Here is a 24,610-nt window from a genome sequence, read left to right as displayed (position 1 = left end):
TTTTTTTTACTTATAATTTTAAATAAACCTAGAATAAATTTTGCTTATTATTAGAAAAGTATGCTTAGTCATTCATATATAAAATTTAGGTATAAAAAAAGAGGACAAAATGTCCTCTTTTTTATCTAATCTAAAATATAGATTAGTGTGCAGCAGAAGCAGCAGCTTCAGAAGCAGCAGGTGCAGAAGCAGCAGCAGCAGAAGCTTCAGATGCAGCAGCATCAACAGCTTGAGAAGCAGCAGTAGAAGCTTCAGAAGCAGCAGCAGTAGCTTCAGAAGCAGCAGCTACAGCTTCAGAAGCAGCAGCAGGAGCTTCTTCTTTCTTAGAACAACCAACGAAAGCTAAAGTAGCAGCAACAGCAGCAGCAACAGCGAATTTTTTGAATAACATGGCATCACTCTCACAAAAAAGATTTGAGATTAAAAAAACCTAAGTTGGACTGTTTTGCTTTTATTATTCCTAAAACGTAGCTAGGTAACAACGCATGGAGCAGTCTAACTGGTCTGCCGCTATGCTATCACTGCAAATGCTGAAATACTACTGTCGTCTATCAAAAAAACGTATGAAAAAGAGAAAAACAGACTGTTTTTTAACAGAAAAAAACAATTAATCAGCTCGTATATATTGGAAAAGGTAGAGGTAAGCTACTAAAAAGACTAAGCTTTTTTATGCAAAAATATTTATTATCAAAAGCTTATAAATAATTTTACATAAAAATAAGCAAAATGTATTTTTGTGTAAAGCTTGTCAACCAAATAAAAAGCCACTCAAAAGAGTGGCTTTTTTGAAGGCTTAATTAGTTAAGTTGAAGCTTTACGTTTCATTTGATCAAAGAAATCATCATTTGTTTTGGTTTCTTTCATACGGTCAAGTAAGAATTCCATTGCTGCCAACTCATCCATTGGGTGAAGTAGCTTACGGAGGATCCATACTTTACGTAATTTATCTTCATCCATTAAACGCTCTTCACGACGTGTGCCAGATTTTTTGATATTCATAGCAGGGAAGACACGTTTTTCAGCAATACGGCGATCAAGCGTAATCTCTTGGTTACCTGTACCTTTGAATTCTTCATAAATTACGTCATCCATTTTACTGCCTGTTTCAATCAAAGCAGTAGAGATGATCGTAAGTGAACCACCTTCTTCGATATTACGCGCAGCACCGAAGAAACGTTTAGGGCGCTCTAATGCATGAGCGTCTACACCACCCGTTAACACTTTACCTGATGACGGGATAACAGTGTTGTAAGCACGTGCCAGACGGGTAATAGAGTCAAGAAGAATCACAACATCTTTTTTATGTTCAACAAGACGTTTAGCTTTTTCAATAACCATTTCTGCAACTTGTACATGGCGAGCTGGAGCTTCATCAAATGTTGAAGCAATAACTTCACCGCGAACAGTACGCTCCATTTCGGTTACTTCTTCTGGACGTTCGTCAATGAGTAGAACGATCAAGAATACTTCTGGATTGTTTCTAACAATCGATTGAGCAATATTTTGAAGTAACATTGTTTTACCCGCTTTCGGCGGTGCAACAATAATAGAACGTTGGCCTTTACCAATTGGCGCAACTAAATCAACGACACGAGCAGTTAAGTCTTCAGTCGTACCATTACCTAATTCCATAACCAATTGTTCGGTCGGGAAAAGGGGAGTTAAGTTTTCAAATAAAATTTTATTTCGAGAATTTTCTGGCGTGTCGTAGTTAATCTGGTTAACTTTGAGCAACGCAAAATAACGCTCACCTTCTTTTGGAGGGCGAATAGTACCTGTGATGGTATCACCTGTACGCAAGTTAAAGCGTCGGATCTGTGAAGGACTCACATAAATATCATCCGGACCTGCTAAATACGAACCTGCGGCAGAACGCAAAAAACCAAAACCATCAGAGAGAATTTCGAGAACGCCATCACCAAAAATTTCTTCGCCATTCATCGCATGGCGTTTCAAAATGGCAAAAATAATATCTTGCTTTCTGTTACGAGCCATACCTTCCAGGCCCATAAATTCAGCAATTTTAATTAGTTCGCCGATTGGTTTTTTCTTGAGTTCAGTTAAATTCATAAGGGTCAGAATTAGGAAAGAGTAGAGTGTGGTTTAAAAAGAAGAAAAATCGCTCGCATACAAAAAAGATTATCGCAATTGTATTTACACAATAACAATTCAGAAGTCTGATTAATTGTTTCGAAGAGAAATGTGAAAAACAATTTCTGTTGCCGAGTGGCGATCTTTATGTTTGTGTCTTGTAAGAAGCCGGACGAAGATGATTCCCTTCAGTGCCTCTTGAGCATGCAATATAAGCCAGCCTAGCAAATTTGTCAATTTATAGGCGAAAAAAATACGCTATAAAAAAGTATAGCGTATTTTCTTTTTTAGCATTTTGACTTAAACGTTTTCATCAATAAAGCTAACAAGTTTAGAGCGAGGTACAGCACCAATTTGTTGAGCTACAACTTCACCATTTTTGAAAAGTAGTAAAGCAGGAATGTTACGGATGTTGTATTTCACTGCTGTATCTTCGCAAGAAGTCACATCAACTTTAACAATTTTTACTTTACCAGCATATTCACTTGATAGGTCTTCAAGAACAGGCGCGATTGCTTTACAAGGTGCACACCATCCTGCCCAGAAGTCAACAAGTACAGGGGTTTCAGCATCTAAAACATCTGCTTGGAAGTTATCATCAGTTGTATTTACAATAGTCGCAGACATGGTACGGCTCCAATTTTTAGAAAAAAGTGCTATTACAGGAGAAATTATCTCTATCAGTATTACATAGCTACTTAGTTCAATGTAAGGGTTTGATGCTATTATTCAAGGCTTAACTAAATTTGTCTAATGGATGCTCACGATATCCATCATCGACTTGTACAATCAACTTATAAATAGAAAAATTTAAATCACAGCTAATTGTTGATGAAAATGGCTTTTCAATTGCATTCTTGTGAATTACTCTAGGCGTGAATTGTTATGGGTTTAGTTCAATAATGTCTGATTTTCTGATTGATGAAGAATTACTTGCCGCCATAGATATGGGGTCGAACAGTTTTCACCTTGCAATTGCACGGGTAGATCATGGCGAAGTTAAAAAAGTTGCTTCGATGTCAGAAAAAGTACAGCTCGCAGCTGGTTTAGATGAGAATAAAAACCTAACAGAAGCAGCTCAGCAACGAGGCCTAGCCTGCTTGGCTCGTTTTGTAGGAAGATTAAGTTCTGTTCAACCAAATCGCTTACGAATTGTGGCGACCAATGCTTTGCGTCAGGCAAAAAATGGTCATGAATTTATTCAAAAAGCAGCAGAAATCTTGCCTAAACCTATTGAAATTATTGCTGGGCGAGAAGAAGCGCGTCTGATTTATCTTGGCGTATCGCATACCATGGCAAATGGTGGTCGACGTTTGGTTGTAGATATTGGTGGTGGTTCTACTGAGTTTATTATTGGTGAGGAGTTTGAACCTATTTACACTGAGTCATTGCAAATGGGATGCGTGGCTTATACAAAAGCCTACTTTGCCGATGGCGAAATCACACAAAAAGCCTTTGATAAAGCAGTTGTTGCTGCCCGTAAAGAACTTTCAGCTATTGCAACAACGTATAAAATGGAAGGTTGGGATACTGTCGTTGGTTCTAGTGGAACGATTAAAGCTTGCCGCCAAATTATGGTGAATATGGGCTTGAGTGATGAACAAGAAAACGTTACTCGTGAAGGCCTCTATAAACTTAAAGATAAGTTGCTTAAGTTCAAAAATATTTCTGAAATTGATTTTGAAGGACTTCGAGAAGACCGACGAGCAGTTTTGCCAGCCGGATTGGCAATTTTGTACGCAGTTTTTGAAGTATTAGAAATTGAACATTTGGCATATTCTGATGGTGCATTACGTGAAGGAGTCATGTATGACCTGTTAGGTCGTTTTAAACATGAAGATATCCGAGATCGTAGTGTACAAGCCCTAATGGGACGCTATAACGCTGATCCGAAACAAGCAGAACGAGTTGTAAATACAGCTCAACAGTTATTTGATGGTGTGGCAAAACCACTTAATTTAACGAGTGAAGACAGTGACTTACTGCGCCGTGCTGCATATTTGCATGAAATTGGTTTAGCAATAAGTCATGGTGGTTACCATCGTCATGGTGCTTATTTATTACAGCATTCTGATATTCCAGGTTTCTCACAAATTGATCAAAACCATCTTTCACATTTGGTTGCTCATCATCGTCGCAAATTACGTAATGATGTAAAAAATGAAGTTTTAAAGGCTGGCGGTTATAAATTACTTTACTTAAGTTTATTACTTCGCCTTGCAGTTTTACTCAACCATAGTCGCAGTGATCAGATGCTTCCTGCCATTGAACTGACCATCATAAATGATCAACAATGGCAGCTTAGTGTTTCTGGTGATGCCAAACAATGGCCATTGTTAGTTGCCGACTTGCATGATGAGCAAGAGCAGTTTAAGCATTGGGACATTGAATTGAATATTCAGTCGGAAAAATTTATCGATTAAAGGGATAATATTCGACCTATGAAAAAAGCTACTCAGTCCAAAGCGTGGACAACGGTTCAAATTGCACGTCATCCTGATCGTCCGCAGTTTCTAGATTATGTCGGTGAAATCTTTACAGAGTTTGATGCCTTGCATGGTGATCGTTTGTTTGGTGACGATGGTGCGATGGTAGGTGGTCTTGCTCGTTTTGACGGTCAACCTGTGATGGTCATTGGACAACACCGTGGTCGTAGTACCCGTGAAAAATTAAAGCATAACTTTGGTATGGCGAACCCAGAAGGTTACCGTAAATCTCAGCGTTTATTAGATATGGCTGAGCGTTTTAATCTTCCGGTGTTCACGTTTATTGATACGATGGGTGCATACCCAGGTGTTGGTGCTGAAGAACGTGGACAAGCTGAAGCAATTGCTACTAGCCTTGCTCAGCTTTCAAGTTTGAAAGTTCCTGTTGTTGCAACAGTACTCGGTGAAGGTGGTTCTGGTGGTGCTTTGGGTATTGGTGTTGCTGACCGAGTGATTATGTTATCGCATAGTATTTATTCTGTGATTTCACCGGAAGGTTGTGCTTCTATTTTATGGAAGACTGCTGAAAAAGCAGCTCAAGCAAGTGAAGCTTTAGGTTTAACAGCAGATAAACTACAATCTCTAGGTATTGTTGAATATGTAGTAGATGAAGGTGAAGGGGCTCATTTAGACCCTGAGCGTGTTATGCAAAACCTAAAAGTGGTTTTGAAGCAAGCTTTGGAAGAGTTGCTACCAATGGATGCAAATGAACGATGCGAAGCACGTTATCAACGTTTAATGAAGTTTGGCAGCGAAAATTTAGGCATCACGTCTTAAAGCAGGCTCAAGAGTTTTCAGAAAATAGTTCTTTTCTTATTGGATGTAGTGGTGGCATGGATTCAATGCTACTACTACATTTAATGGCTCAAATTTTCCCTCAAAAGATCCGAGCAATTTACATTGATCATCAACTGCAAAAACAAAGTGCAGAATGGGGGGGATTTGTTGCCAGTCAGTCAACAAATTTAAATATTCCTTATATTATTCAAAAAGTTCAGATTTCTGATGGGAATCTGGAAGCTCAAGCACGTCAAGCACGTTATCAAGCTTATCAGCAACATTTGCAAGCCAATGAAATTTTAGTGCTCGCTCATCATCAGCAAGATCAGGCCGAAACAGTTATTTTACGTTTATTGGCAGGTACAGGTGTAGATGGACTTGCTGCGATGCAAGCCATTGATTACCGTGTAAACATGACAATTTGGCGCCCTTTTTTGGATCTAACACGTGAGCAAATCGCTTTTTGGACTGCTCAGCTTGAAGTTAAGTATATTGATGATCCAATGAACTATGATACCCATTATGATCGTGTGTGGTGTCGTGAAGAGCTTTGGCCATTTTTAACAAAGCGATTTCCAAAAATGCAGCAGGCACTTAGTCGTACCAGCTATTTGATGCAAGATGCTTCTGAAATTTTAGAAGAAGTTTTGAAAGCCGATTTAAAGCATTGTGGAACGGCTGAATGCTTAGATTTAATTAAACTATTAGATTTATCATCTGCCCGTCAACGTCAATTACTTTCCGCTTGGATGAAGGGTGGTGGGCAATATCGGCCTGCATTTGAAATGGTCGAGCGCTTAAAGACTGAAGTTATTGACTCTAAGTCAGATGCTCAAGCGGCTTTACATTGGAACCAGTTTTACTATGTTCGTTATCAAAATATACTCTATAGGTTAAGTAAACAGGTTTATCTTGCGGAAACTTTAAATCTGGTTGAAGCTGAACTCGAGCATGCATTTAAATTAGAAGAAAAGTGGCAGGGGGCTTCTGGACTTTTTCATATTGTGTCTAAAGAAATTGGTTTAAGTCATTCTTTATTAAATAAAGAATTAAAAATAATTCGACGTCAAGGCGGTGAAAAAGTCCATTTATATGGTCGTGTTGGGCAATGGCCATTAAAAAAAGCAATTCAAGAGGCACATATTTTGCCTTGGCTTCGTCATACAATTCAAATATTAGTCATAGATAATGTTATGCTTGGTGTTTTTACACCGAAAGGATTTTGGTTGGCTCAGTCTCCGTATTGTGAGCAAGGAGGATGGCAACCAGATTTAATTTCTCATTCTTGTGATCTGGTAAATGGCGAATATGGTTATGACAAGTGCAGTAAATAGTAATATCTGTTTTATTGGTGGTGGTAATATGGCCCAAGCGTTGATTGGCGGGCTAATTTCGAGAGGTTTGCCGCCAACACGTATTACCGTTTCAGATCCAGTTGAACAAATCCGTCATTTATTACAAGAAAAAGAAATTCATGTAACCCAAGATAATGTGGCTGCAATTAAAAATGCAGATGTTGTAGTACTTGCTGTAAAACCACAGGTTTTAGCAAATGTTCTACGCCCGTTGAAAGGCTTATTATCGGATAAACTGGTTATTTCGATTATTGCTGGTGCGGAAATTAAGACAATATCAAATCTTATTGATAGCGAACGAATTGTACGTGTTATGCCAAATACGCCAGCATTAGTTCAAACTGGCGCACATGGTATTTATGCGACTGATGTGGTTGGTGCTTCAGACCGTGAATTAACGAGTCAAATTTTAGCAGCAACTGGTTTAACAATTTGGGTAAACTCCGAAGCTCAAATTGATGCGGTAACGGCAGTTTCAGGTTCAGGTCCGGCTTATTTCTTCTACCTCATGGAAAGTATGATCCGCGCAGGTAAAAATCTAGGGCTAGATGAAAAAGTTGCAACTGCATTAACACTTCAAACAGCATTAGGTGCGGCTCAAATGGCAATTACGAGTTCAAATACTCCGTCTGAACTACGTAAAAATGTGACTTCACCGAATGGTACAACACAAGCTGCACTTGAAGTTTTTGATCGTGCACAAATCTCTCAAAATATTCAATCTGCATTAGCTGCTGCACAGAAGCGTAGTCAAGAATTGGCTCAAGAACTGAGTGACAGTGCAAAATAGCTTTAATAGGATAAGACAACTATGGGTGCAAATTCTGCGCTAATTTTTGGAATTTTAATTAACGTTGCGATTTTATTGGTCTTTTTCCGGTTCTTAATGCAATTGGCGGCAGTAAGTCCTTATAATCCTGTGGTTTTATCGACAGTAAAGGCGACGAAGATTGTTGATATTTTTGGCCGTATTTTTCCAACAGTCGCAAAAGGCCGGTTCAATTTAGCTGCGTTAGTTCTTTTAATTATTTTATATTTACTGAAAATTTTCGGTGTGATGTATCTTTCAGGTTCAATGCCAAATAGTCCGATTCATTTAGTGATTCTGACATTTGTGACGATGATCCAAGACTTGATTCGTTTCTGCCGTTATTTAATTTTCGCGACAATCATTTTGAGCTGGGTGGTTATGTTCACTCAATCTCGTTCACCTTACATTGAGGTGATTCAAGATTTGGCAGAACCATTACTCGCACCATTCCGTCGTTTATTGCCTAATATGGGAATGATTGACTTATCTCCAATTTTGGCCTTTTTAGCGCTTTATATTGCCGAGATCTTAATGAATGAAGTTGCAAAAGTTCTTTTAACAGGACTTTAAGTTAACGCAATAAAAAAGGGCTGTTAATACAGCCCTTTTTTTATTTCAATTAATTAATGGGCATCATCCCAGTTTTGCCCTTGCCCAACTTCAACAACTAAAGGCACAGAAATTTTTACTACAGATTCCATGACAGTCGCGATTTGCTTAGAGAGCTCCTCGGCAATGTTTTGATCTGCTTCAAATACTAATTCATCGTGTACTTGAAGAAGTAGCTTGGCTTGATCTTTTGGTAAGATTTTATCGACTTCAATCATTGCAAGTTTAATGATATCAGCGGCACTACCTTGTAACGGTGCATTAATTGCAGCACGTTCGGCAGCCTTACGTACCATTACATTTCGTGCATCAATATCTGGTGTATAAAGACGACGACCTAAAATAGTTTCAACAAAACCTTGCTCTGATGCAACTTGACGTGTGCGTTGCATATATTCATAGATGCCAGGATAGCGTTGGAAATATTGCTTAATATAGTTTTGTGATTCCTGACGTGTAAAGCCTAACTGACGAATTAAACCAAACTCAGACATACCATACAGTAGACCAAAGTTAACTGCTTTCGCTTGACGACGTTGATCATTGGTCACATCTTCGATATCAATGCCCAATACTTCGGCAGCAGTACGACGGTGAACGTCTTGTCCATGCTGGAATGCGTGTACTAATGCTTCATCTTGAGAAAAATGAGCCATTAAACGTAATTCAATTTGCGAGTAATCGGCAGCCAATAGTACTCGGCCTTCTGGCGCAATGAATGCTTTACGAATTTGGCGCCCAATTTGTCTACGAATTGGAATATTTTGTAAGTTAGGATCTGAAGAGGAGAGGCGACCTGTTGCTGTGAGTGCTTGGTGATAACTCGTATGTACACGATGCGTGTCGTTATGAGATTGCTCAACTAAACGGTCAGTATAGGTACTTTTTAGCTTTGCTAAACCGCGATGCTCTAGAATAATTTCCGCTAAAGGATGTTCAATTTTTTCTAAAACACTTTCACTGGTGCTGTATTGTCCAGTTGCAGTTTTTTTACCGCCTTTGATTCCTAATTTATCAAATAGGATTTCACCTACTTGTTTAGGAGATGCAATATTAAAAGTTTCATCTGCAATTTCCATCGCCTGATTTTCAAGCCCTTCCATCGTTTTTGCAAATTCAACGCTTAATTTATCTAAGAAGGCATGATCTAAACGAATTCCATCTTCTTCCATACCCGATAAAATACGGGCAACTGGCATTTCGATGTTATATAAAATATTTTCTAGCTCAGGAAATGGCTTAAGTTTGTTTGAAAGCACTTCATACGAACGATAAGTCACATGAGCATCTTCTGCAGCATAGTGAGCAGCAACTTCAATCTCAATTTGATTGAAAGTCTTTTGTTTGGCGCCCTTACCAGCAATTTGTTCAAAGGTGGTGGTTAAGTGGCTTAAGTAGACACGAGCTACGTCATCCATGCCGTGACGAGTCGCTGCTGCATTCAATACATAAGATGCAAGCATGCTATCGAAATACCAGCCTTTAAGTTCTATGCCATGATTGGCAAAGATATGGGCATCATATTTAAGGTGATGCCCAATTTTTTTAACTGCTTCATTTTCTAGCACAGGCTTAATTTGAACCAGAATTTGATCACGATCTAGTTGCTGTGGCGCATTTTCATAATTATGCGCTAATGGAACATAGTAGGCATCTTTCGCATCAAATGCGATTGAAAAACCAACCATCTCGGCAATACGGTAGTCCAGGCTTGTAGTTTCTGTATCAATAGCAAAATGATCGGCATTTTGCATGCGTTGCCAGAGCTGATCCCATGCTTCTTGGGTTAAAACAGTGTGATAATTTGCAGTTCCAAGCTGGTCATCTTGACTGGTTAAGCTTGCTTGATCTTCAGTTTCTATAGATTCAGCAGGTTTAACTTCATTTTGAACAATAGTCTGTGAAGCTTGTTGTTTATAGCTTGAGCTATTTGGATTGTTTGGATGATCAAGCGACTGTAATTGGTTTCTAAACTCAAGCTCAGTATAAAGATTACGTAGAGCCTCTACATTTGGATCAGTAAGCTTTAACTCATGCCAATCGAGTTCTAAAGGAAGATCACAAACAATGCTAGCTAACTGGTGGTCAAGCTTAATATTGTCTAAGTTATCTTTAATATTTTGGCTAAGTTTGCCTTTAAGTTGGTCTGCATTGGCAATAATATTGTCTAAAGTGCCATATTCAGTTAGTAACTTAGCTGCTGTTTTTGCACCTACGCCAGGTACACCCATGATGCCATCAGACGCATCGCCCATAAGGGTTAAGTAATCGATAATTTGATTTGGCCAAACACCAAATTTTTCAAATACCCCATCGGTATCCATGACACGATCTTTAAAGCTATCTTCAAGTTTTACATGGTCATTGACGAGCTGAGCCATGTCTTTATCTCCGGTTGAGATAAGTACATGATGGCCTTCGAGTACGGCACGTTTAGCGAGCGTACCGATAATGTCATCTGCCTCTGCACCCGGAAGACTATATAAAGGAATCCCCTGAGCTTTAATCAATGCATGCAAATATGGAATCTGTTGAGATAATTCTTCCGGCATGGTAGGGCGATCACCTTTATAAATAGGTGAAAGCTTGTGGCGGAAAGTTGGCTCAGGCGTATCAAAAATGACGGCCATATGTGTTGGCTGCATACGGCGCATTAATTTTTGAATGGCAGAAATTGCCCCACGTATTGCATTGGTATGTAACCCTGTAGAGGTCGTCAATGGTGGTAATGCATGATATGCACGAAATAAAAAATAGGACCCATCAACCAAGACAAATGGTGGCATTGAACAATTCCTTAATCTGAATTACGGGTATTTTACGTGAAAACGGCTATGAATGCAGGTTTATGATTTTTGCAGTATTTTGTATGTATAAATATACGCTTGTATTGGCTTGAAGTAAGATGACCTGTAATGAAGGTGTCATATTGCTAAGCCCATGTATAAAAAAGACAAACAGGGAATGATCATTGTTTTGATCGCTTTGACTTTGTTTTTAGCCATTTCAATTGGTTTTAAATTTCAGAGTGCTGTTATTGCTTTATCTATTGCACTTACTGTCATTCTAGTTCAATTACTGTCAAATCTGCATGAGCGTTTAACTCATTTAGAACAGCAGTTTTCTCAGCAGAAAACGCCACTTTATTCTATTCACATGCAAAGAACAGTGATTTATGCGGCCGCCTTGGTTGCATTAGTTGCTTATATCAATCATTGGATGTGGATTGCTGGTGGGGCTTTACTTGTTTTATTGCTATGTTTGATTCAAACCATCAGTGCATTTCATACTCGACTATTATACCTCGAGTCTGCAAAACAAACTGTTCATGTAAATGAGACCATACAAACAGAAGTTATAAATCCTGTAATAGAACAAGTTAGTTCCAATAATACAGACACGCTAGTCCCTGCCGAAACAGCAACTTTCAACCAAACAGAACAACCAGCACATGTACAGGCCGCATGGTGGCAACCAGCCGTGGATTGGATGATTCATGGCAATCCAATCTTAAGAGTTGCTGTTGCTGTGCTTATGGTTGGGGTCGTGTTGTTATTACGTTTTGCAAGTGAGCATTGGCAGCTTAGTTTAGGTGTAAAACTTGGATTTATTGCGATTGCTGGAGGTGTGTTAACGGCATTTGGGTATACATTGCAAAAGAAAAATCAGCTGTTTGCTGTGGCATTGCAAGGTGTCGGGCTGGCTGTTGTATTCCTGACACTTGTGTTCTCACATCATTTTGGTGTAATTGCCAACCTAACTACAGCGAGTATTCTGTTTACGATTTTATTAGCTATTACGGTATTCCTGAGCTTAAAACAACAAGCTATTTATTTGGCAATATTAGCACTTGGTATGGCTTATGCGGCTCCTTTAGTTATTCCGCAATATCGCCCTGATGTAACCTTTCTATTTAGCTACTACTTGGTAATTAACTTAGCAGTTGCTGCGGTTAACTTTATTCAGCCTTGGAAAATCTTAAATCAAATTGCTTTCTTTGCCACAATGTTTATTGGTGGTAGTGCAATCGCATTTTATGCAGAACCCGCAAAATTTAATACATTGGACTGGATTTTGTGGTGCCATATCGCGCTGTTTATTTGGTTAAGTGTTCGTTATAGCCAAAATATATCTCGGACGTCAGCACATGAAAAACAAGAAGGTATTCGTTTACCTCCGCTGTTAGATGTGGGTCTTATTTTTAGTGTGCCTGTGCTGGGCTTTACGCTACATGCTTACTTAGTACATGAGTCTACACAAGCGTTGACGATTGGTGCTGCTGTCTTGGCGGGTACATATGCGCTATTAACTTTTTGGATTAAAAAAACTCATCCTCAGCTTTCAGTTCTTGCCAAAAGCTTTTTCATCCTCGCCGTTGCATTTTTTGCCTTAATCTTTCCACTTGCAAAAGGAGCACATTGGACAGCAATTGGTTGGGTAGCTCAAGGTACAGCTTTAATTGTGTGGGGAGTAACTGAGCGCTACCGTTTAAGCCGATATATTGGCGTAGTTTTAGTTTTACTCAGCTCTATTGCGCTGTTTTATCAGGTTTGGGCCAATGAAGAGTTCCCAACGCTAAGCACAAGCATCTATGCAATTGCCCAATTTATTTCTGCCTTTTATTTATTGCAATACAACAGTAAAGAGCAACGCTATTTTAGCGCAAGCATGTTTAGTGGCATTTTCTTGTGTTTAGGAATGTATGCGGGTGCTGTAGCTGGTGTAGAAATAATGGCATGGTATCATCATTCTTTGAGTCCATATTTGATGTTCGCCGTAGTTCTAATCGCAATATTTAGCGCAGTCGTTCACTATAAACTTCGTGTGCAATGGCAAAGTTTGCAGTTAATTTTAATTAGCTTGTTACTGTTGTTAGTTTTGGGTGAAGCGTTTGCGAGTCAAGTGTTTACGTTGTTTAAATGGGTAGACTCATTACAACAAGCTACTTTCCTGGTCGCTACCATTATTCTAAGTGCCTTATTTATTATGGCTCAACCGCAGTTGGATGAGTCTGGGTACTTAAATGTCTGGGCTGGTTTAAGCTGGTTGGCGTTAGCAGTAGTTGGTTTGGCGATCTTTCCAAAAATGCCAGTTGTTGCTCTGGCTTTTATCCCTGTGGTTTATTCGCTTTGGGCGTATAAGGCTCATAAAACTACATTGTTGCATCAAATTCCTGTTTGGTGTTTAAACTTAATTTGGTTGCTAGTTGTGAGCATTGATCGCCACTCTGCTGAGTACCTTTATTTTGTTCCTTTATTTAATTTAACTGATTTTCTTTCTATTGTAGTATTTGCAGGTCTGCTCTTTATTATTTATCAACATGCTTTTGATCAAGATAAATCACTGGAGTGGACTTTTAAAATTACAACAATTTTAGCTGGGTTATTGGTATTCAGTAGTGTGGTCGTTAGGGGCTTACATCATTACTGGGGGACACCACTATGGAGCTTAGCAATTTGGACGAATGGTGAAGTGCAGTTAAGTTTGACATTGCTTTGGGTCATTTTGGCATTTGTACTCACTACATTCTCAAGCCGTAAAATGATTCGTCAACTCTGGTTTGTAGGTGCTGCACTTTTAGGTATTGTGGTATTAAAGTTGATTTTGCTTGATCTATCACAAAGTGCGACATTAACTCGAGTCATTTCGTTTATTGGGGCAGGTGGAGTAATGTTAATTATTGCTTATCTTGCGCCATTACCCCCGTCGTTTACCGCGCAGAAGAATCAAGAGCCTAAGCTTTAGGCTCTCGTTTTAATTCTTTTTGATTGCTATATTGATCGATATCGTCTTCAGCAAAACCGGTAGACGGTCGATCAATCAAGCCCATTTTAGGAACAGGAATTTCAATTCGGTTATCTAAAAATCCATTTCGGATACGTTCTTGCATTTCATCTCGAACTTTTAAAGAGTTCTCTTGTCTACACCACATCGTGAATAAAAGCTCAATTGATGACTCCCTGAATGCGGTAACCGTAACTGCAGGTTTTGGATCATCCAGTACAAGTGGATAATGAGCTGCTACATTCAGTAGAACCTCACGGACTTTAATAATATCTTCGTGAAAGTTGATTGCGAGCGTAATTGGGATACGTCGTATCGGATATTTAGATAAGTTGTGTACAGGCGCACGAATAAGCTGTTCATTCGGCAAACGAATATAGACATTGTCGAGTGTAAGTAATTTTACCGAAAGCAAATCAATTGAAATGACTTCACCTTCAATTGTATTACCACGAATGAGAGTAATCTGGATCGTATCACCGACTTCAAATGAACCTTCACCAATCAAAAATAAACCACTAATCAAGTTACTGGCAGATGTTTGCGATGCAAAACCGAGTGCTACAGTTAAAATCCCTGCTGCACCAAGGAATACACTAAGTTTGAACCCAGCTTCTTTCAAACTTGTCATGATGAAGAGTAGGAAAATAAAATAAAAAATACCACGGCGCCATACCAGACGTTGGTGAGCATTAAAACGTGAGCCAATGGTTCTAATAAACGTATTCGAAATAATACGAGCAAGAACAAAGCCAATGAAACACAGTACAACAGCGACTAAAATTTCACTAATACGTTCGGTATTGATATTGGTAAATATACTTTTGAGGCTATCAGCGATATCTTTTGGAATATTTGAATCAGCCATATAAACCTCTTAAAAGAATGAATCAAACATATTGAATAATGCTCCACCAGGTGAGCGTGGTGGGTGAACATAGGTCACTTCACCAGCAAGAGGTGGCGTACGGTTTTCAATACGAATACGCGCCGGACGATCAGAACCCTCATAATAAACTTTAATTTGAGAAGTCCACAAACGACCTGTACTTTCACTATAAAAAAGAGGAAGAGCAGTAACTGGCACATTCATACGATCAAAGCGTAATTGATGATTACTTGTGTTGTGAAAGTCAATTGGAGTAACAGCACGGAAAGCGCGTGGTGTTAATAGATTTAAATCAGTACGTCCATCCACGGAAGTGGCATAACAGATTTCTCCTTGCTGCGCATTAGGACCAAACCACGTATCTTTAGGCTGAATTACAGGAATCTCAAACAAAGGTTCATGCTGACTTTCAACTAAGCCTGCAATCCATAATGGTGTACTTATATATAGAGTCCCACGTTGACCTGCTGGAATATAAATAGGATCAACAGGTTTAATAACCACAGAACGATCTGCCAGACGTGGCATCAGTAAAAATTCTGGGTTGGTCTTTCGAAACATGTAACGTTCTACTTGAACCGTATGCGGAAAGGCAAAATGTGGATCGGCAATTGGGTGCCAATCTTGTTCATTATCGTCTTGGAGAGACGGACGATAATATTCGATGCGCCATTCTTTTATGCCACGTGTTAAACGAAAGAGCATTGAACCGAATTGCCATGCTTTGGACTGGTTAATTTCAAAGTGCTGTTCACCCCACCATTTTAAAGAATTCTGGGGGCGAGGCTGATATTCATTATTTTCAAACAAGACGCAAAATTCCTCTACCGAGTTGTTAAACAGACTTCACGCTGTAATCTGCTTAGAGTACACTCAAAATCATCTTACTCATCATTATAAATTGTGATGCAAATATTGAAACAAATACAAGTTCCATATAGTTTTGCCAAGCGTCATGGTGTTTTATTTCGTTATGACGGTGATCAGGTATTTATTATTAGACGTCAAAACACTGAAAAAATTGCATTGCAGGAAGCAAGACGTATCTTGGGTAAGCCAGCTCATTATCAATTATGTACTGAACAAGAATTTAATACGCTCTTAAGTACGAGTTATGCAGGTGATACAGGGGAGTCACAACAAGTTGCGGCTGGTTTAGAAGATCATCCGGATTTATTGAGTTTGGCCGATCAGGTTCCTGAAACAGAAGACTTGATGGACCAGGAAGATGACGCGCCTATTGTGCGTCTGATCAATGCACTTCTCTCTGAGGCAATTCGAGTAGGGGCTTCTGATATTCATATTGAAGCTTTTGAAAAGAAACTATCTGTACGATTACGTGTAGATGGACAATTGCGTGAGATTGTACAACCACGCCGTGAGTTGGCGCCTTTACTAGTTTCGCGTATTAAAGTTATGGCGAAGCTTGATATTGCTGAAAAACGTGTACCACAAGATGGACGTATTTCTTTACGTCTTGCTGGCCGTGAAGTGGATGTGCGTGTTTCAACTTTGCCATCGTCACATGGTGAAAGGGTCGTTATGCGTTTGCTTGATAAACAAGCGGGCCGTCTCAACATGACTCACTTGGGTTTAATGGCTAATGACTATGAGCGTTTAACTCAGTTAGTGCATCGTCCCCATGGTATTATTCTGGTCACAGGGCCTACAGGTTCGGGGAAAACGACTACCTTATACGCAGCCTTGTCTGATCTAAATGACAATACTCGTAATATCTTAACTGCTGAAGATCCAATCGAATATCAACTCGAAGGCATTGGTCAAACCCAAGTGAATACCAAAGTGGATATGACATTTGCTCGTGCTTTAAAAGCAATGTTACGTCAAGATCCTGATGTGGTGATGGTGGGGGAGATTCGTGATCTGGAAACTGCTGAAATTGCAGTTCAAGCATCTTTAACAGGTCATTTGGTTTTATCAACACTGCATACCAATACCGCTATTGGTGCGGTTACTCGACTTAAAGATATGGGAATTGAGCCCTTCTTATTATCAAGCTCTTTAATTGGGGTGATTGCTCAACGTTTGGTTCGTACTTTATGTCCACATTGTATGACATGGCGTGAAGCTGATACTTTTGAAAAACAGGTTTTTCAACATATTAATAATGAACCGTTGCTGCAGTTACCTGAAGCCAAAGGGTGTGATCATTGTTCACATTTAGGTTTTAATGGACGTACAGCGATTTATGAAATCGTACCAGTTGATGAACCTATGCGCCGTCTAATTCATGGTAACGCAGCTGAATATGAATTAGAAAATCATGCTCGTGAGTATTCAGGTTCTATTCGTGATGATGGTTTGCGCAAAGTACTTACAGGTAAAACTACACTCGAAGAAGTGCTTCGTGTAACCAATGAGGCAAGTGAAGCATAATATGTAAGATAAAAAAATGCCCGATTTGATTCGGGCATTTTTTTTAATATTAAAACTTATTCAGTCACAATATTAAAGGTTACATCAATATTGTTGCGAGTTGCATTTGAATATGGGCAAACAATATGAGCTGCTGCAACTAACTTTTCAGCTTCTTCACGGTCCATACCCACTAAGTAAACATTTAAAGTCGCTTCGATGCTAAAACCTGTAGGAATTGGTCCAATACCTACTTCACCCTCTACATAAGCATCTTTACTAATGTTAAATTTATCGCGGTTTGCAACGAATTTTAAAGCACCTAAAAAGCATGCTGAATAACCAGCTGCAAATAACTGCTCTGGATTTGTTACAGCACCACCAGCGCCACCCATTTCTTTAGGTACACCAAGTTGTACATCTAATACGCCGTCTGATGAAGTCGCACGGCCATCACGACCACCGGTTGCTTTAGCTTTTGCACGATAAACAACTTTTTCTAATGACATCGTTTTATTCCTAAATTAAATTGAATACAAATATATCGTACACGACTTAATTATTTTGACAAGTATATTTTTTGAAAAAATTGCTGTTTATTTGACTAAGTTTGTACGGAGTTTAGTAAGTTGGTCTTTAAGGCCTAATAGCGTTGTCATATCACATGAACTTGCTTCTAATACACCTGCCGGAATATCCATTGCTTGATCTTTTAATTTTTTCCCTTCATCACTCAGTGTAATAATCACTTGTCTCTCATCTTGAGTTGAACGGGTACGACGAAGTAAATGCAGAGCTTCTAACTTTTTCAAGATAGGTGTGAGAGTAGATGATTCTAAAAAAAGTTTAGCTCCAATTTCGGAAACAGTTACTTCATCCTGCTCCCACAACACTAACATAACTAAATATTGGGGATAGGTGATACCCAAAGGCGCTAGTAGTTTTCTGTAGAGCTGATTAAGCGCTAAATTTGTTGAATAAATGAGGAAACATAATTGATTCTCAAGCTTTAAGTTTTGACAGTCTTGGTCCATATCTTCCTCAAAGAAACTAATATTGCTTTTGTAGTATATCGCTTTCTATTCAGTTTCTTAAATGTTCATAAGAATAGGTTATGAATAAAGTAAATTAAGGGATATAAAAAATGGAATAATTACATCAATTATTCCATAAGATAAAAATATTCTAGATGAAAGTGTTTACCACAAATCTGCAATCTTTTTCATTAAACGCGCACGATACTTCGCGGTAGGATTATTTGCATTGCGTTGCTGCTCTTGTTCATAAAAATCTTGCCATGCAGTAATCATTTCAAGCGTTGTTCCTTGTTTTTTAATCACAGAAACATCTGCTGGCTGAATATTTTCTAAACGTTGTCTAGCACCTTCTGCGCCTGTACCCCAGCCAATAATTCTTTGGCCAAAAGCGGGCAAGGGGATATTTTTAGGAGTTGCTGGAAGAATATCTGAGTTGAGCTGTGCAGCAGGCGAAACAAAATGGTTTGTTGTACCAAACTCTGCATAACAATGAATATTTGCCCCCAAGCAAAAAATGCTAAATAAGTATTTCCACATGAATAATTAAACTTTTAATAATGAATCAATTTACGGTGAGTCATCAGAGGCATTGAAGACCGGACGAGTTCTTGTGCTGTTAAATCAAAGGGTACAGTGATTAAACCACTCCCTTCATATCCAATCATACTTAAAATTTGGCCACGACTATCTGTTGCCCCAGAGTGTCCCCAGGTTTGTCGTTTTTCACCATGCCAGCCCTGTTGTGCTGCGCCTAAAACATAACATTGGCTATCCATTGCCCGAGCTTGTAGCAAAAGCTGCCAGTGCATTTGTCCAGTTGTATAAGTAAATGCAGCAGGAGCAGTAAGAAGATGAGCGCCTTGTTGTCTCAGAGTTAGAGCAAGCTCTGGAAAACGTAAGTCATAACATACCATTAAGCCAATATTGCCAAAAGGGGTAGATGTGACTACTACGTCTGTTCCAGGTTCAAAGAAACGAGACTCTTGATAACCACCGACAGCATCACCCACTTGTACATCAAATAAATGGATCTTGTCATAACGTGCTTCTGTACGCTCAGGGCTAATACAAAGACTAACCGTCCGGACTCTACCATCTTGAATGGTAGATCCATCTGGACGAAATGGGCATGGCAAGGTACCGGCCACAATCCAGATTTGATATTGATGTGCTAGTTTCTCAAGCCGTTGTTGAATAGACTCAAATTGCTCAGCTGTTTCGCGTTGTTTTCCAGCTGCAAAACATACAAAGTTTTCAGGGAAAACAATCAGGCTAGCATTTTGCGCCTTACTTTGTTGAATCAACGACTCAATGACTTGAAAATTATTTTCAATATCATCTTGCGAGTTCATTTGAGCAACAGAAATAAGGGTCATATTCTAATCCGCCTTAATATTAAAGTCAGGCATTTTGCTTATCTGATACCTGTTCAAGCGTATCTTGTTCTTTCTGTAACTGCTTCACAAGTGGCTCAAACATATTCTGGTTGTTTGCATTGAGTTTCATCAATGTCTTATGTGCATCCAGAACTGTTCTTAGCATTGCATTATGAGTGATCTGTTCATCAGTTAGCGTTAATGTGCAAACGTTAGGATCGCCACAGTAATTCAAAATGACAAAAACCTGCCCTAGCCCCATACTGTTGGCTAAGGTTGTGATATCTGGATTGGTAGATAGCATCACAGCTTGAATATGATGAGTTTGTTTAAGCTTTAAACCTAGCTTAGCCAGGATGCCTAACACCGTACTATCAATAAATGTTGTTTGGGTTAAATCAACGATTGCACCAACAACATTCTCTTGCTGTTCAATTCTGTTTAAAAGTTTGTCTAGACTTATACAAGAATGGGCTCGCACTTCACCAATAAGTTTGAAAATATGCGTTCCATTTAAACTTGCATATTCAACATGACCTGTTGACATATAAATGCCATTTTCAGAGAAGGATAGAAAAATTATCACATAGTGCCATCGCAGACTCAAGAGTCCTTAAGTCGTATATTATGTAATTAATTGATTCGTAAATTAATTCATTCGACAGAGACTGAAGATGGCAATGTCATCAGCCACATGATCGGGTGCTTGGAATGATTGATTTTGCAAATGATGAACCAATTGTTGGAATTGATCATTTAACCCACCATCAAAAGGTTCAAGGGCTCCATCTGAGCAAACAATGAAGCGTGCTTGGTGATTTAATGTGCAAACATGCTCTTCAACTTCGAGTTCATCAGTCAAGCCTAATGGGAAGCTACTTGTTGTTAGAATTTTGGGAGCTTGATTAGGTTCAAAAATGATAGGAGGAGGGTAGTGTCCAGCACTTGACCAGCGAAGCGTATGTGTTTCAAGGTTTAAAATACCCACCACAATTGTAATGTGTTTTTCAATATTTTCTTGAACCAACATTCCATTTAATTTTTTTATTAATTGTCTTGGTGTTTTAGAGCGGCCATGGAAAGCTGCCATCCAAGATGTTAATAAGCTGCTAGTTACGCCATGCCCTGAAACATCGGCAAGATAGAATAAAACTTCCTTATCATTTAATTTCCAGTAGTCATACCAATCACCAGAAAGATAAGCTGAAGGCTGAAAGAAAGTTTCGACTTGATAATTTAATAAATCAATTGGATTAGGCAATAGTCTTTTTTGTAGTTCAGCAGCTGAAGGTAAATCACGACTATCTTGGTTGCGTTTATATTGAGCATCGATTCTTGATAATGCTTTATTTAAATCATTAGGTAGTTGATTCCATACCCAACCTGCAAGAGCACCCGCTTCCCAAGCTTGAGCTAAAGCGCTACCTTCATGTTCAAAAGCAATGACAATCGTTGGTAAATTCCATTTATATGTCAGGAAATCTTGTACATCTGCTATTGCAATGATGGTTGGATCATATAAATCTAAATCATCTATGTTAATGACTTGTAAGCCTGGCAGTTTATCCAAAGCTTGCTCTAAATAAGGGATAGAGCGTGTCGGTTTAATAAAATACATAGAAGAGATGGTAGTCCTTTTATATGATCACTTTATTCATCATAGAGTATGTATGATCAAAATCAAGGTATTGCCGAACTCTTAATCTAAGCAATACCTTGATTTCATCTTTTAAGGGTTTTGATTGTCATCTGGTGTGTCTTCTGAATCATCATCAATGAAAGATACATCAGCTGAGTCGCCCTTTTTCTCTGCAATTTGGAATGCTTTACGTTGGAGATATAAGTCTCGAATCATGGCGTATTGATCACCTTGTAAGGTCTGATCTAGATCCAGATATTGAGCGCGTGTATCAACCGCTTGTAACATATTACTTGACCAATAAAGACCCTCTTGATCATCCATAACATATTTCTGTGGACGTGCTTGGGCGTCTACTGCTAAACCAAAACCATCACGTAAGGTACTTGGCCCGAAAAAAGGCAACATCAGGAATGGGCCTGAAGGAACACCATAGTAACCAAGAGTTACACCAAAATTCTCTTCTTCAGTCGGTAAACCTAAACGGCTGGCAGGGTCAGCTAAACCAAGAGTCGTTAATGTATTAATTGTAAAGCGACCTATGGTTTTTGCTGCACGACCAGGGCGACCTTGAATAAGCTGGTTAACAGCATTCCAAGGTTCTCCAAGATTTTTACGGAACTGACGATAAGAACCACGGACATCTTCTGGAGTCTTTTCTCTATATTGCACAGCAACTGGGCGTAAAAAATTTCGATCCAACATGTCGTTAAATGAGTAAATTGGACGATTTAATGATTGTAATGGGTCTTTTACAGGATCTGGTTGTGCTGCATTCGCATTAATTTTTAAATCTTTAACTTTAATATTTTTTAAATCTTTAATAATTTGTGAGCGCGTATGAGTCGGTGCTGTTTCTTCTAGTGAGCTAGCATCAGAAGATTCACTTATAGTATTTTCTTGAGCATATAGAGAGGTACAAACACCTACAGATAATACGCTTAGTAAAATTAAATTAGAATAATTCATATAATTCCTTAACCGCCAGCCAGGCTAATACTTAAATGTGCAGTTGGGTGGAGATATGTTTTAATACAAAATTGATAACCTATTATCAATGTAAAATTGATCAAATAATATAGATAAAATGCTAAAAAGCTTAAAAAGTATCCAGTTGATGGTGTTGATTTAAAAAAAGGGTTGCAAAGGTAAGTTAATGGTCTATAATGCACATCCATCGGCGGTGATGCAGATAGAAACTTGTTGAAAAACAGTTACTTGTGATTAAGTTAATTGCTTTAAGTGATGAATTTGATGGTAAGTTGGTTTGAGAGATAAGTTTTAAAAATATCGAAATTACCTGTTGACTTTTAAGAGATTAAGAGTAATATAGCCGACCTAGCTTGCTGGTGACGAACCAGGAAGAAGATCATTAAGAGAATTGAAGAACAACTTGTGTGGATTTTTACTGATTGATTAATCGAAATAATTTTCATTGATTGATTGGTTTAAATTACTCGAAGTTTATTTGAGCGAAATTTAAGTCAGTAATTGATGAGCCAGAATTGGCACCTTGTCTTTAAATAAGGTGCAAAATGATTTTAACTGAAGAGTTTGATCATGGCTCAGATTGAACGCTGGCGGCAGGCTTAACACATGCAAGTCGAGCGGAGAGAGGTAGCTTGCTACTGATCTTAGCGGCGGACGGGTGAGTAATGCTTAGGAATCTGCCTATTAGTGGGGGACAACATTTCGAAAGGAATGCTAATACCGCATACGTCCTACGGGAGAAAGCAGGGGATCTTCGGACCTTGCGCTAATAGATGAGCCTAAGTCGGATTAGCTAGTTGGTGGGGTAAAGGCCTACCAAGGCGACGATCTGTAGCGGGTCTGAGAGGATGATCCGCCACACTGGGACTGAGACACGGCCCAGACTCCTACGGGAGGCAGCAGTGGGGAATATTGGACAATGGGCGCAAGCCTGATCCAGCCATGCCGCGTGTGTGAAGAAGGCCTTATGGTTGTAAAGCACTTTAAGCGAGGAGGAGGCTACTTTAGTTAATACCTAGAGATAGTGGACGTTACTCGCAGAATAAGCACCGGCTAACTCTGTGCCAGCAGCCGCGGTAATACAGAGGGTGCAAGCGTTAATCGGATTTACTGGGCGTAAAGCGCGCGTAGGCGGCTAATTAAGTCAAATGTGAAATCCCCGAGCTTAACTTGGGAATTGCATTCGATACTGGTTAGCTAGAGTGTGGGAGAGGATGGTAGAATTCCAGGTGTAGCGGTGAAATGCGTAGAGATCTGGAGGAATACCGATGGCGAAGGCAGCCATCTGGCCTAACACTGACGCTGAGGTGCGAAAGCATGGGGAGCAAACAGGATTAGATACCCTGGTAGTCCATGCCGTAAACGATGTCTACTAGCCGTTGGGGCCTTTGAGGCTTTAGTGGCGCAGCTAACGCGATAAGTAGACCGCCTGGGGAGTACGGTCGCAAGACTAAAACTCAAATGAATTGACGGGGGCCCGCACAAGCGGTGGAGCATGTGGTTTAATTCGATGCAACGCGAAGAACCTTACCTGGCCTTGACATAGTAAGAACTTTCCAGAGATGGATTGGTGCCTTCGGGAACTTACATACAGGTGCTGCATGGCTGTCGTCAGCTCGTGTCGTGAGATGTTGGGTTAAGTCCCGCAACGAGCGCAACCCTTTTCCTTATTTGCCAGCGAGTAATGTCGGGAACTTTAAGGATACTGCCAGTGACAAACTGGAGGAAGGCGGGGACGACGTCAAGTCATCATGGCCCTTACGGCCAGGGCTACACACGTGCTACAATGGTCGGTACAAAGGGTTGCTACCTAGCGATAGGATGCTAATCTCAAAAAGCCGATCGTAGTCCGGATTGGAGTCTGCAACTCGACTCCATGAAGTCGGAATCGCTAGTAATCGCGGATCAGAATGCCGCGGTGAATACGTTCCCGGGCCTTGTACACACCGCCCGTCACACCATGGGAGTTTGTTGCACCAGAAGTAGCTAGCCTAACTGCAAAGAGGGCGGTTACCACGGTGTGGCCGATGACTGGGGTGAAGTCGTAACAAGGTAGCCGTAGGGGAACCTGCGGCTGGATCACCTCCTTAACGAAAGATTGACGATTGGTAAGAATCCACAACAAGTTGTTCTTCATAGATGTATCTGAGGGTCTGTAGCTCAGTTGGTTAGAGCACACGCTTGATAAGCGTGGGGTCACAAGTTCAAGTCTTGTCAGACCCACCATGACTTTGATTGGTTGAAGTTATAGATAAAGGATACATGACTGATGATGTAAGCTGGGGACTTAGCTTAGTTGGTAGAGCGCCTGCTTTGCACGCAGGAGGTCAGGAGTTCGACTCTCCTAGTCTCCACCAGAACTTAAGAGAAGTTCGGATTACAGAAAT

The 24,610-nt window shown here is 39.6% G+C and carries 21 protein-coding genes, 2 tRNA genes and 1 rRNA gene; 11 read left to right on the top strand and 13 right to left on the bottom strand.

Annotated elements, in window-relative coordinates; all coding sequences use genetic code 11:
• Window positions 1-142: 142 nt before the first annotated feature.
• The gene (locus KIP84_RS15375) at window positions 143-391 is read right to left on the bottom strand and encodes a hypothetical protein (RefSeq protein ID WP_068565051.1); all 249 of its coding nucleotides are present in this window, start codon (window positions 389-391) and stop codon (window positions 143-145) included.
• A 94-nt stretch (window positions 392-485) separates the two neighbouring features.
• Here KIP84_RS15375 and KIP84_RS15370 point away from each other — a divergent pair, with 94 nt between their 5' ends.
• Window positions 486-611 (top strand): hypothetical protein, encoded by a 126-nt coding sequence (locus KIP84_RS15370; RefSeq protein ID WP_002117184.1) that lies wholly within the window; start codon window positions 486-488, stop codon window positions 609-611.
• Window positions 612-801: 190 nt separating this feature from the next.
• On the opposite strand, the gene rho is transcribed toward KIP84_RS15370, so the two are convergent.
• Window positions 802-2,070: a transcription termination factor Rho gene (gene rho / locus KIP84_RS15365; RefSeq protein ID WP_002117304.1), complete on the bottom strand. Its 1,269-nt coding sequence runs from the start codon at window positions 2,068-2,070 to the stop codon at window positions 802-804.
• Between the two features lie 321 nt (window positions 2,071-2,391).
• The gene (trxA, locus tag KIP84_RS15360) at window positions 2,392-2,718 is read right to left on the bottom strand and encodes a thioredoxin (RefSeq protein ID WP_002054512.1); all 327 of its coding nucleotides are present in this window, start codon (window positions 2,716-2,718) and stop codon (window positions 2,392-2,394) included.
• A gap of 275 nt (window positions 2,719-2,993) precedes the next feature.
• Here trxA and ppx point away from each other — a divergent pair, with 275 nt between their 5' ends.
• From ppx to KIP84_RS15335, 5 genes are read left to right on the top strand one after another with little or no spacing between them, the layout of a single operon-like run.
• A complete protein-coding gene (gene ppx / locus KIP84_RS15355; RefSeq protein ID WP_213688851.1) occupies window positions 2,994-4,514 on the top strand; it encodes an exopolyphosphatase in 1,521 nt (506 codons plus the stop codon).
• Between the two features lie 18 nt (window positions 4,515-4,532).
• Window positions 4,533-5,354, top strand: coding sequence for an acetyl-CoA carboxylase carboxyltransferase subunit alpha (locus KIP84_RS15350; protein ID WP_213688850.1), 822 nt, complete (start codon window positions 4,533-4,535; stop codon window positions 5,352-5,354).
• 56 nt (window positions 5,355-5,410) lie between these two features.
• On the top strand, window positions 5,411-6,691 hold the full coding sequence (tilS, locus tag KIP84_RS15345) for a tRNA lysidine(34) synthetase TilS (protein WP_249222131.1): 1,281 nt from the start codon (window positions 5,411-5,413) through the stop codon (window positions 6,689-6,691).
• Window positions 6,666-7,502, top strand: coding sequence for a pyrroline-5-carboxylate reductase (gene proC / locus KIP84_RS15340; RefSeq protein ID WP_213689856.1), 837 nt, complete (start codon window positions 6,666-6,668; stop codon window positions 7,500-7,502). Before tilS ends, proC begins: the two co-directional genes overlap by 26 nt.
• Before the next feature lie 21 nt (window positions 7,503-7,523).
• Entirely contained in the window at window positions 7,524-8,093 is a 570-nt protein-coding gene (locus tag KIP84_RS15335) for a YggT family protein (RefSeq protein ID WP_002054582.1), read from the top strand.
• A 53-nt stretch (window positions 8,094-8,146) separates the two neighbouring features.
• Here KIP84_RS15335 and polA read toward each other — a convergent pair whose 3' ends face one another.
• Window positions 8,147-10,918: a DNA polymerase I gene (gene polA / locus KIP84_RS15330; RefSeq protein ID WP_213688848.1), complete on the bottom strand. Its 2,772-nt coding sequence runs from the start codon at window positions 10,916-10,918 to the stop codon at window positions 8,147-8,149.
• Window positions 10,919-11,072: 154 nt separating this feature from the next.
• Here polA and KIP84_RS15325 point away from each other — a divergent pair, with 154 nt between their 5' ends.
• The gene (locus tag KIP84_RS15325; RefSeq protein WP_213688847.1) at window positions 11,073-13,877 is read left to right on the top strand and encodes a DUF2339 domain-containing protein; all 2,805 of its coding nucleotides are present in this window, start codon (window positions 11,073-11,075) and stop codon (window positions 13,875-13,877) included.
• Here the strand turns inward: KIP84_RS15325 and KIP84_RS15320 are convergent.
• Together KIP84_RS15320 and KIP84_RS15315 are read right to left on the bottom strand one after the other, a co-directional pair.
• Entirely contained in the window at window positions 13,867-14,784 is a 918-nt protein-coding gene (locus KIP84_RS15320; RefSeq protein WP_005066312.1) for a mechanosensitive ion channel family protein, read from the bottom strand. The two genes, KIP84_RS15325 and KIP84_RS15320, sit on opposite strands and share 11 nt — an antisense overlap.
• A gap of 9 nt (window positions 14,785-14,793) precedes the next feature.
• On the bottom strand, window positions 14,794-15,615 hold the full coding sequence (locus KIP84_RS15315) for a hypothetical protein (protein WP_002117309.1): 822 nt from the start codon (window positions 15,613-15,615) through the stop codon (window positions 14,794-14,796).
• 96 nt (window positions 15,616-15,711) lie between these two features.
• On the opposite strand from KIP84_RS15315, the gene gspE reads away from it, so the two are divergent.
• Entirely contained in the window at window positions 15,712-17,202 is a 1,491-nt protein-coding gene (gene gspE, locus KIP84_RS15310) for a type II secretion system ATPase GspE (protein ID WP_005066314.1), read from the top strand.
• A gap of 56 nt (window positions 17,203-17,258) precedes the next feature.
• Here gspE and KIP84_RS15305 read toward each other — a convergent pair whose 3' ends face one another.
• The 7 genes from KIP84_RS15305 to KIP84_RS15275 all read right to left on the bottom strand — a co-directional run bounded on the left by KIP84_RS15305 (window position 17,259) and on the right by KIP84_RS15275 (window position 22,202).
• A complete protein-coding gene (locus KIP84_RS15305; RefSeq protein WP_005066315.1) occupies window positions 17,259-17,690 on the bottom strand; it encodes an organic hydroperoxide resistance protein in 432 nt (143 codons plus the stop codon).
• A gap of 87 nt (window positions 17,691-17,777) precedes the next feature.
• A complete protein-coding gene (locus KIP84_RS15300) occupies window positions 17,778-18,215 on the bottom strand; it encodes a MarR family transcriptional regulator (protein WP_063098140.1) in 438 nt (145 codons plus the stop codon).
• A 165-nt stretch (window positions 18,216-18,380) separates the two neighbouring features.
• Entirely contained in the window at window positions 18,381-18,755 is a 375-nt protein-coding gene (locus tag KIP84_RS15295) for a DUF4951 domain-containing protein (RefSeq protein WP_005804300.1), read from the bottom strand.
• Between the two features lie 14 nt (window positions 18,756-18,769).
• A complete protein-coding gene (locus KIP84_RS15290) occupies window positions 18,770-19,594 on the bottom strand; it encodes a carbon-nitrogen hydrolase family protein (RefSeq protein ID WP_032005320.1) in 825 nt (274 codons plus the stop codon).
• A gap of 25 nt (window positions 19,595-19,619) precedes the next feature.
• Window positions 19,620-20,141, bottom strand: coding sequence for an anti-anti-sigma factor GigB (gene gigB / locus KIP84_RS15285; RefSeq protein WP_002117273.1), 522 nt, complete (start codon window positions 20,139-20,141; stop codon window positions 19,620-19,622).
• A 102-nt stretch (window positions 20,142-20,243) separates the two neighbouring features.
• Window positions 20,244-21,212 carry an RsbU family protein phosphatase GigA gene (gene gigA / locus KIP84_RS15280; RefSeq protein ID WP_002117221.1) on the bottom strand — a complete coding sequence of 323 codons (969 nt, stop codon included), beginning with the start codon at window positions 21,210-21,212 and terminating at the stop codon, window positions 20,244-20,246.
• A gap of 111 nt (window positions 21,213-21,323) precedes the next feature.
• On the bottom strand, window positions 21,324-22,202 hold the full coding sequence (locus KIP84_RS15275) for a VacJ family lipoprotein (protein ID WP_005066322.1): 879 nt from the start codon (window positions 22,200-22,202) through the stop codon (window positions 21,324-21,326).
• 573 nt (window positions 22,203-22,775) lie between these two features.
• Between KIP84_RS15275 and KIP84_RS15270 the strand changes: the two genes are divergently transcribed.
• The 3 genes from KIP84_RS15270 to KIP84_RS15260 all read left to right on the top strand — a co-directional run bounded on the left by KIP84_RS15270 (window position 22,776) and on the right by KIP84_RS15260 (window position 24,580).
• Window positions 22,776-24,313 (top strand): 16S ribosomal RNA (locus KIP84_RS15270).
• Window positions 24,314-24,372: 59 nt separating this feature from the next.
• Window positions 24,373-24,449 (top strand) — tRNA-Ile (locus KIP84_RS15265).
• Window positions 24,450-24,504: 55 nt separating this feature from the next.
• A tRNA-Ala gene (locus KIP84_RS15260) sits at window positions 24,505-24,580 on the top strand.
• Window positions 24,581-24,610: the final 30 nt, after the last annotated feature.

Source organism: Acinetobacter sp. BHS4, assembly GCF_018454425.1.
Taxonomy (GTDB): domain Bacteria; phylum Pseudomonadota; class Gammaproteobacteria; order Pseudomonadales; family Moraxellaceae; genus Acinetobacter; species Acinetobacter pittii.
The sequence above is the reverse complement of the archived record's forward strand: the minus strand, read 5'-3'. Positions and strand labels throughout refer to the sequence as shown.

Bases quoted from the DNA above. Each gene is read 5' to 3' on its own strand.
- KIP84_RS15370 (WP_002117184.1), top strand. From the start codon at position 486: ATGGAGCAGTCTAACTGGTCTGCCGCTATGCTATCACTGCAAATGCTG.
- KIP84_RS15350 (WP_213688850.1), top strand. From the start codon at position 4,533: ATGAAAAAAGCTACTCAGTCCAAAGCGTGGACAACGGTTCAAATTGCA.
- KIP84_RS15300 (WP_063098140.1), bottom strand. From the start codon at position 18,215: ATGGACCAAGACTGTCAAAACTTAAAGCTTGAGAATCAATTATGTTTC.
- proC (WP_213689856.1), top strand. From the start codon at position 6,666: ATGGTTATGACAAGTGCAGTAAATAGTAATATCTGTTTTATTGGTGGT.
- KIP84_RS15275 (WP_005066322.1), bottom strand. From the start codon at position 22,202: ATGAATTATTCTAATTTAATTTTACTAAGCGTATTATCTGTAGGTGTT.
- rho (WP_002117304.1), bottom strand. From the start codon at position 2,070: ATGAATTTAACTGAACTCAAGAAAAAACCAATCGGCGAACTAATTAAA.
- gigB (WP_002117273.1), bottom strand. From the start codon at position 20,141: ATGTCAACAGGTCATGTTGAATATGCAAGTTTAAATGGAACGCATATT.
- polA (WP_213688848.1), bottom strand. From the start codon at position 10,918: ATGCCACCATTTGTCTTGGTTGATGGGTCCTATTTTTTATTTCGTGCA.
- KIP84_RS15295 (WP_005804300.1), bottom strand. From the start codon at position 18,755: ATGTGGAAATACTTATTTAGCATTTTTTGCTTGGGGGCAAATATTCAT.
- KIP84_RS15375 (WP_068565051.1), bottom strand. From the start codon at position 391: ATGTTATTCAAAAAATTCGCTGTTGCTGCTGCTGTTGCTGCTACTTTA.
- gigA (WP_002117221.1), bottom strand. From the start codon at position 21,212: ATGTATTTTATTAAACCGACACGCTCTATCCCTTATTTAGAGCAAGCT.
- ppx (WP_213688851.1), top strand. From the start codon at position 2,994: ATGTCTGATTTTCTGATTGATGAAGAATTACTTGCCGCCATAGATATG.
- KIP84_RS15335 (WP_002054582.1), top strand. From the start codon at position 7,524: ATGGGTGCAAATTCTGCGCTAATTTTTGGAATTTTAATTAACGTTGCG.
- KIP84_RS15305 (WP_005066315.1), bottom strand. From the start codon at position 17,690: ATGTCATTAGAAAAAGTTGTTTATCGTGCAAAAGCTAAAGCAACCGGT.
- gspE (WP_005066314.1), top strand. From the start codon at position 15,712: ATGCAAATATTGAAACAAATACAAGTTCCATATAGTTTTGCCAAGCGT.
- KIP84_RS15290 (WP_032005320.1), bottom strand. From the start codon at position 19,594: ATGACCCTTATTTCTGTTGCTCAAATGAACTCGCAAGATGATATTGAA.
- KIP84_RS15325 (WP_213688847.1), top strand. From the start codon at position 11,073: ATGTATAAAAAAGACAAACAGGGAATGATCATTGTTTTGATCGCTTTG.
- trxA (WP_002054512.1), bottom strand. From the start codon at position 2,718: ATGTCTGCGACTATTGTAAATACAACTGATGATAACTTCCAAGCAGAT.
- tilS (WP_249222131.1), top strand. From the start codon at position 5,411: ATGGATTCAATGCTACTACTACATTTAATGGCTCAAATTTTCCCTCAA.
- KIP84_RS15320 (WP_005066312.1), bottom strand. From the start codon at position 14,784: ATGGCTGATTCAAATATTCCAAAAGATATCGCTGATAGCCTCAAAAGT.